This window comes from Mesorhizobium sp. WSM4815, assembly GCF_055811575.1.
In genome coordinates this window covers 212,965-219,770 of record NZ_JBVVQS010000093.1, presented here as the reverse complement: position 1 = coordinate 219,770, position 6,806 = coordinate 212,965, and the positions used below count along the sequence as shown (strand labels likewise).

The following is a 6,806-nucleotide window of genomic DNA, read 5'->3' as shown; positions in this document are numbered from 1 at the left end:
CGGGGTGGAGCAGCCCGGTAGCTCGTCAGGCTCATAACCTGAAGGTCACAGGTTCAAATCCTGTCCCCGCAACCAAATAACAAAACGGCCCGCATCACGCGGGCCGTTTTGCGTTTGCAGCCTGGCGCGCACGCCTTCTCCGGCGCGGAAGCGATCAGGCGGTCGAGTTCAGGTCGCCAACGGAGCGGTTCGATTGCCGGAAGTGACGAAAGCGCCGCGATAGATGTTACCCATGGAACAATCATGCCTGCAGGCCGGGTCCGAAGGTTTGGTGGTAGATCGCCTCGATCCGCTCCGCCTCGTCATCCGTTAGAGCGGCGAATTCCCTTTCACGGGCGCGGTTCGAAAGGCGGCCGCCGTTCTGATGAAGCAAGCGAAAGAGCAGATCGGTTAGACGCTCGGGCATGTCGATGAAGGCATCGACCTGCTGCCGGAACTGATCGTAGCGGCGTAGGAAGGCGGTCTCGTCGGGAATATCCTTTTCTATCGTCCGGACGCAGGCGTAGAGAAATTCGGCGTGGGGCGTCGCGTCGAAGAAGCGGTAGAAATCCCCAGTGTCGTTCAGGACGCGGACATTGAATTGCGGCGTCGGCTGCCATTCGATCAGCGGCAGCAGGCGCTGCGAATAACTCTCAAGCACGCCCCGGTACTCGTCGATTTTCTCCAGTATCGCGGCCGAAACAGGGGACACTACTCCTCGCGGGTTGAAGCCGCGCGCGGCAAGGACATGATGGATCAGGTAGCGGTGAATGCGGCCGTTTCCATCTTCGAACGGGTGGATGTAGACGAATCCGAATGCGAGGATCGCCGCGACGATGACCGCATCGAGGCTTTGGGCGGGGCCGCGGTCGAACGCGACCATGCCGTCGATCAACGATTCCAGGTCCTCGGGCCGGGCGCTGATGTGATCGGGCAGCGGCATGCGGTTGTCGCGGTCATGCCCGCCGACGAAGCCGCCCTCCTGCCGGAAGCCGAGCTTCACGAAGCGGGCATCGCCGAGCACGATCCTTTGCAGGCGCAGCAGCTCATCGCGGTCAAGCGGCTGACGACCGGCCTCGCCGATGGCGCGGCCCCAGCGCTGGATGCGGTCCTGCGGCGGACGCTCGCCCTCTATCGCATAGCTTGATCGCGAGTCCTTGAGCAGAAGGAAAGCGGCCGTCCGAGCAAGCAGGTCGCGCGGCACGTTCGCGACGATCGCCTGCGCACGCCGAGGCAGGTCGAGGCCGATGAATTCTTCAAGGGCTTTGGTGCGGAACACGAGCGGGCAGAAATACGGCGTGCCGGGCAGGTTGTCCTTCACGCGGTAGCGCGGAGCGGTCTTGCCCTGCGCCGCCCATTGCAGTTCGGGGTCGACAACAGGAACATAGCGTCCGGCGGTCGCGTCGGGGAGATCGAGGCGCGTGTCCGTCAGCCACTCATAGAGAAACCAGATCCGGCGGGCGTAGCTGCCGGTCGGGCTTTTGCGAACAAGCGCTTCAATCGGTGCGGTTCCGGTCGCCAGAAACAGCCGCTTGAGGATTGCCAGGTCCAGTCCTTCGTATTTGAGAGCGAAGGTCAGGTGGCCTTCAAGGGTTGAATGCGGCGCATGCCGGGGCGTCATGATGCGCCAGCCGTCCCGCTCGGTGATGCGGTGATGCTCGCCGGTGGCGGAGAGAGTCCGCGGCAGAGGCACGGCAAGCCCATGGGCCCCGATCAGCGCGCTGTAGCCGGCAAGAGTCGCGGTTTCAGGAAGGCGCAGTTCCTGAAAAACGTTCACCGGCCCTGAAAATTGATGCTCCTGCGGAGCAGCCATGAAAACCGTACCTCGCGTTCGAATTTTGGCACGATCCACCAAAATCCCTGAAAAATGATTCTAACTTATGAAAAATGATGCGTCAAATGCGTACCTCGCGAAAAGTGATTCCGCGGGTAGCTGAAAAACTGCTTGAAAATACTTTTGCTGCTGGCCGGGTTCGTCTGTTCAGCCCGCGCCTCTACCGCAGGCTTTCCAACTCGCGGATGCGTTTGGCGCCGTCGGCCTCGAGTTGCCGGGTGACGGCGCCGATCAGCGTTTCGGCCACGACGAAAAGGGCCGCCGAAGAATCCCAGGCCGAGGGCACGGCGGTGCGCCCGGCGATGACATGCCGGGCAAAGCGGGCGATTGGCGACAGCCACTGGTCGGTGAACAGCACGATCTGCACGCCGCGCTGGTGTGCCGTCTCGGCGAAGCGGACCAGGCTGTCCTGGTAGCGCCTGATGTCGAAGATCACCAGCACGTCGCGCTTGCCCATGTCGACCAGCCGATCGCGCCAGACGCTTTCCTGTCCGGCGAGGTGAAAGACGTTGGGCTGGATGATGGCGAGGTGGGCGGCCATGTAGCGCGCCAGCGGATCGGTGAAGCGGCCGCCGATCAGGAAGGTTTTGCCGCGTCGGTCGGCAAGCTTTGCGACGATGTCGGCAAGCTGCTTGTCGGACAGGTGCCTGAACGTTTCGCGCATGTTGTCGAGCGTCGCCTCCAGCATCGGCGACACCGCGCCGCCGTTCGGCGATGGCGGGTTGAGAGTGCGCGATGCCGGCGACTGCAGTTGCGCCGCCAGTTCGTCCTGCAGCGCCGACTGGAATTCCGGGTAGTTCTGGAAGCCGAGGCGGGCGACGAAACGCAGGATCGTCGGCGAGGAGACGCCAGCGGCAGCTGAGAATTCGGCGACCGTCTTCAGGCCGATCAGCGGATAGCTGGCGATCAGCGTCTGCGCTGCGCGGCGCTCGCCCGCCGGCATCGTGCCGATGCGGTCCGAGATCAGTTCGGCAATGCTCGAAATCATCTTTTCCCCATGCCCGGCCGTTTTGCCGAAATCGCATTTGACCCGAAATCGCGTTTGACAAAGCCGGACAAACTGTATGAAATCATCCACAGGGACGCAATGAGGCAAAATACGTAACATACGATACAGCGCTCCCCGGGGACGACAGGATAATGGAGACAGCACGGCCCGCCAGCCTTGCATCGCCTGAAACCGTAGGGGTGACGAACCCCGGCGGATCGAGCCCTTTCGTGCTGACCTGCGACCACGCCTCCAATTTCCTGCCGCCGGAATTCGGAACGCTCGGCCTTGCTGCCGAAGAGCTTTCCCGCCACATCGCCTGGGATCCCGGCGCGCTGCCGGTGGCCCGCCGCATGGCCGCGGCGCTTGACGCGACGCTGGTCGAGACCCGCATTTCGCGGCTTGTCATCGACTGCAACCGCCCGCTCGACGCACCCGATCTGGTGCCGCCGGTCAGCGAGACCACAACCATTCCGGGCAATGCCGGCCTGTCGCAAAAGCAGCGCGCCGCGCGCATCGCCCTGTCCTGGCAACCTTTTCACGATGCGGTCGCTGACATCATCGACACAAGGCTGGCGCGCGGGCTCGAGACGCGGCTGGTTTCAATCCATTCCTTCAACCCGGTCTACAACGGCAAGAGCCGGCCCTGGCACATCGGCGTCATCCATGACGAGGATCGTCGACTGGCAGCGCCGCTCGTCGCCGCGCTGCAGCGGCTCGCCGGCGTCACAGTCGGCATCAACGAACCCTATTCGCCGGCCGACCGTGTCTATTTCACGCTGGAACGGCACGCGCGCCCGCGGGAGCTACCCTGCGCGATGATCGAAATCCGCAACGACGAAATATCCGACGAAGCCGGGCAGCGAAAATGGGCGGATCTGCTCACGGGGATTTTTTCCGATCTCGAGCCGTCATCCGGATCCCAGGGATCTGGCCGGCGCGGGCTCGGCCATCCGGTGGAACCGGTCAACTGACAAGAAGAAGGGGACTTTCAAATGGCAGGCGGTAATACGAAGCAAGTTGGCAGCGTCGCATACGCGAAGCGCGACAAATCTTATTTCGAGGACCGGCAACTGGTGCGTCACGCCAATGTCTGGCATCTGTGGGCGCTCGGCGTCGGCGCCGTCATATCCGGGCATTTTTCGGGCTGGAATTTCGGATTCGGGACAGGCGGCTGGGGCGGCATGCTGGTGGCCGGCATCATCATCGCCATCATGTATGTCGGCCTCGTCTTCTCGATCGCCGAGATGAGCCCGGCTTTGCCGCACACCGGCGCTGCCTACTCCTTCGCCCGGACGGCGATGGGGCCGTGGGGCGGCTTCATCACCGGGCTTTGCGAAAACGTCGAGTATGTGGTGACGCCCGCCGTCATCGCCTTCTTCATCGGCTCCTATATGGGAGGCATCTGGTCGGTCGCCTTTCCCGACTCCAGCGTCTGGCCGCCGCTCTGGTGGCTGGTGACCTATGCCGTGTTCCTGGCGTTGAATATCTTCGGCGTCGCGCTGTCCTTCCGCGTCACGCTGATCGTCACGCTGCTGTCGCTCGCCGTGCTGATCGTGTTCTGGATCAGCGCCATCCCGAGCATGGACTTTTCGCGCTGGGCGCTGAACATCGGCGTCGGCCCGGACGGAGCGGCGATGGAGCTTCCCGAAGGCAATGGTTCAATGTTCCCGTTCGGCTTTTCGGGCGTGCTGGCGACGCTGCCTTTTGCGGTTTGGCTGTTCCTGGCTATCGAGCAGCTTCCGCTGGCGGCGGAAGAATCGGTCGACCCCAAGCGCGACATGCCGCGCGGCATTATCGCCGGCATGCTGACGCTGATGGTCTCGGCATTCATGATCGTGCTGCTCAACCCGTCGGTCATCGGCGTTGGTTCGTTCAAGCTCGCGACTTCCGGCGAGCCTCTGCTTGACGGGTTCCGGGCGATTTATGGCGACTCGGGCGCAGTGCTGCTTGGCGTCATCGCGCTGATTGGATTGATCGCAAGCTTCCACACCATCATCTTCGCCATGGGCCGCCAGGTCTATTCGCTGAGCCGCGCCGGCTATTTCCCGTCGGCGCTGTCGGTCACCCACAAATCGTACAAGACGCCGTATGTGGCGATGTTTGCGGGCGCCATCGTCGGCTTCGGCATCATGCTGATCATGTGGTTCGCGCTTGGCGGCGCTACGGCCGGATCGCTCATCGGCTCGGTGTTGCTGAATATGGCGGTGTTCGGCGCGATGTTCTCCTACATCCTGCAGGCGGTGTCCTTCATCCTGCTGCGCCAGAACCAGCCGAACATGGAACGTCCCTATCGCAGCCCGCTCGGCGTCCCGGGCGCCGTGCTGACGATCATCATCGGCGTGGTCACCCTGCTCTACCAGATTCAGGACGCGAACTTCACCAAGGGCGTGGTCTGGGTGGCGCTGTGGTTCGCCATCGCGATCGTCTATTTCGGGCTGGTCGGCCGTCACAAGCTGATCCTGTCGCCGGAAGAAGAGTTCGCGCTGGAGCACGCGCAGAAAGCCTGACCCTGTCTCGGACCTCAAGAAACACCCGGCCGCTTCCTGCGGCCGGGTCCAGAGTTGAACTCTCGAAGCGCCACAAAGGCGGCGGAGCTTGGAAGAATGGCCGGAAATTTCTCGTTCGATCAGTTGAAAAAGGCGGTCTCCAACGGTGAGGTCGATACGGTGCTGGCGTGCATTGTCGACATGCAGGGGCGGCTGGCGGGAAAGCGGTTCCTGGCACAGTATTTCGTCGATTCCGCCCATGACGAGACGCATGGCTGCAACTATCTCCTGGCCGCCGACATCGATATGGAACCGGTGCCCGGCTACAGGGCGGCGAGCTGGTCGAAAGGCTATGGCGACTTCGTCATGAAGCCGGATCTGTCGACGCTGCGGCGCATTCCATGGCTGGAAAAGACGGCGCTGGTGATCTGCGATGTGCTCGACCACCACACCCATGACGACCTGCCGCATTCGCCGCGCGCCATCCTGAAGAAGCAGGTCAAGCGGCTGAGCGAACGCGGCTATCTCGGCTATTTCGCCTCCGAGCTCGAATTCTATCTGTTCAGCGAAACCTACGATTCCGCCCGCAAGAAGCACTGGCAGGGCCTCGACACAGCCTCGCCCTATATCGGCGACTACCAGATCGGCATCACCACAAAGGAAGAAGGCGTCATGCGCCGGCTGCGCAACGAGATGCAGGCAGCCGGCATTCCGATTGAGAACTCCAAGGGCGAGTGGGGTCCGGGCCAGGAAGAAATCAATGTCCGCTATGCCGAGGCGCTCGAGATGGCCGACCGCCACGTCATCCTGAAGAACGGCGCCAAGGAAATCGCCGAGTCTGAAGGCAAGGCGGTCTCGTTCATGGCCAAGTACAATTACGGGCTGGCCGGCAATTCCAGCCATATCCACAATTCGCTGTGGAGCGCCGACGGCGAGACGCCGCTTTTCTACGACAAAAAGGCAGAATGGACGTTGTCGACGCTCGGCCAGCAATGGGCGGCGGGCCAGCTCAAATATGCCAGGGAATTCACCTGGTTCCTGGCGCCCTACGTCAACTCCTACAAGCGCTTCCAGGCCGGCACCTTCGCGCCGACCAAGATCATGTGGAGCGAGGACAACCGCACCGCCGGTTTTCGCCTGTGCGGCGAGGGCACCAAGGGCATCCGCATGGAATGCCGCATCGGCGGCGCCGACCTAAACCCCTATCTCGCCTTCGCCGCGCTGATCGCGGCCGGCCTTGCCGGCATCGATGAAAAGCTTGAACTGCAAAAACCCTTCGTCGGCGATGCCTATCAGGCCTCGCAGCTGCCGGAAATTCCGAAGACCCTGCGTGACGCCACCGAGACGCTGGCGAAATCGGAGATGCTGAAGCAGGCGCTCGGCGACGGCGTGCTCGAGCATTATGTCCATACGGCGCACTGGGAGCAGTTCGAATACGACCGCCGCATTACCGATTGGGAACTGCACAGGGGGTTCGAGCGTTATTAGAAAGATAGTAAGATACTATCAATACCTT

At 62.4% G+C, this 6,806-nt stretch carries 5 protein-coding genes; 3 read left to right on the top strand and 2 right to left on the bottom strand.

Translation table 11 applies throughout. From position 1 onward, the window contains the following. Positions 1 to 241 precede the first annotated feature (241 nt). Together AC0L2B_RS16015 and AC0L2B_RS16010 are read right to left on the bottom strand one after the other, a co-directional pair. Positions 242 to 1,792: a Fic family protein gene (locus tag AC0L2B_RS16015; protein WP_473746017.1), complete on the bottom strand. Its 1,551-nt coding sequence runs from the start codon at positions 1,790 to 1,792 to the stop codon at positions 242 to 244. A 181-nt stretch (positions 1,793 to 1,973) separates the two neighbouring features. Then, entirely contained in the window at positions 1,974 to 2,801 is an 828-nt protein-coding gene (locus tag AC0L2B_RS16010) for a MurR/RpiR family transcriptional regulator (RefSeq protein WP_473746016.1), read from the bottom strand. 152 nt (positions 2,802 to 2,953) lie between these two features. Here AC0L2B_RS16010 and AC0L2B_RS16005 point away from each other — a divergent pair, with 152 nt between their 5' ends. The 3 genes from AC0L2B_RS16005 (at position 2,954) to AC0L2B_RS15995 (ending at position 6,778) form a co-directional block, all read left to right on the top strand. Beyond that, positions 2,954 to 3,775, top strand: a complete 822-nt coding sequence (locus AC0L2B_RS16005; RefSeq protein ID WP_473746015.1) for an N-formylglutamate amidohydrolase — start codon at positions 2,954 to 2,956, stop codon at positions 3,773 to 3,775. Positions 3,776 to 3,796: 21 nt separating this feature from the next. Further along, positions 3,797 to 5,311: an amino acid permease gene (locus AC0L2B_RS16000; RefSeq protein ID WP_473746014.1), complete on the top strand. Its 1,515-nt coding sequence runs from the start codon at positions 3,797 to 3,799 to the stop codon at positions 5,309 to 5,311. Positions 5,312 to 5,407: 96 nt separating this feature from the next. Further along, positions 5,408 to 6,778 (top strand): glutamine synthetase family protein, encoded by a 1,371-nt coding sequence (locus AC0L2B_RS15995; RefSeq protein WP_473746013.1) that lies wholly within the window; start codon positions 5,408 to 5,410, stop codon positions 6,776 to 6,778. The last annotated feature ends 28 nt before the right edge of the window (positions 6,779 to 6,806 follow it).

Excerpts from the sequence above, each read along its gene's own strand:
- AC0L2B_RS16015 (WP_473746017.1), bottom strand. The coding sequence starts at position 1,792 with ATGGCTGCTCCGCAGGAGCATCAATTTTCAGGGCCGGTGAACGTTTTT.
- AC0L2B_RS16010 (WP_473746016.1), bottom strand. The coding sequence starts at position 2,801 with ATGATTTCGAGCATTGCCGAACTGATCTCGGACCGCATCGGCACGATG.
- AC0L2B_RS16005 (WP_473746015.1), top strand. The coding sequence starts at position 2,954 with ATGGAGACAGCACGGCCCGCCAGCCTTGCATCGCCTGAAACCGTAGGG.
- AC0L2B_RS16000 (WP_473746014.1), top strand. The coding sequence starts at position 3,797 with ATGGCAGGCGGTAATACGAAGCAAGTTGGCAGCGTCGCATACGCGAAG.
- AC0L2B_RS15995 (WP_473746013.1), top strand. The coding sequence starts at position 5,408 with ATGGCCGGAAATTTCTCGTTCGATCAGTTGAAAAAGGCGGTCTCCAAC.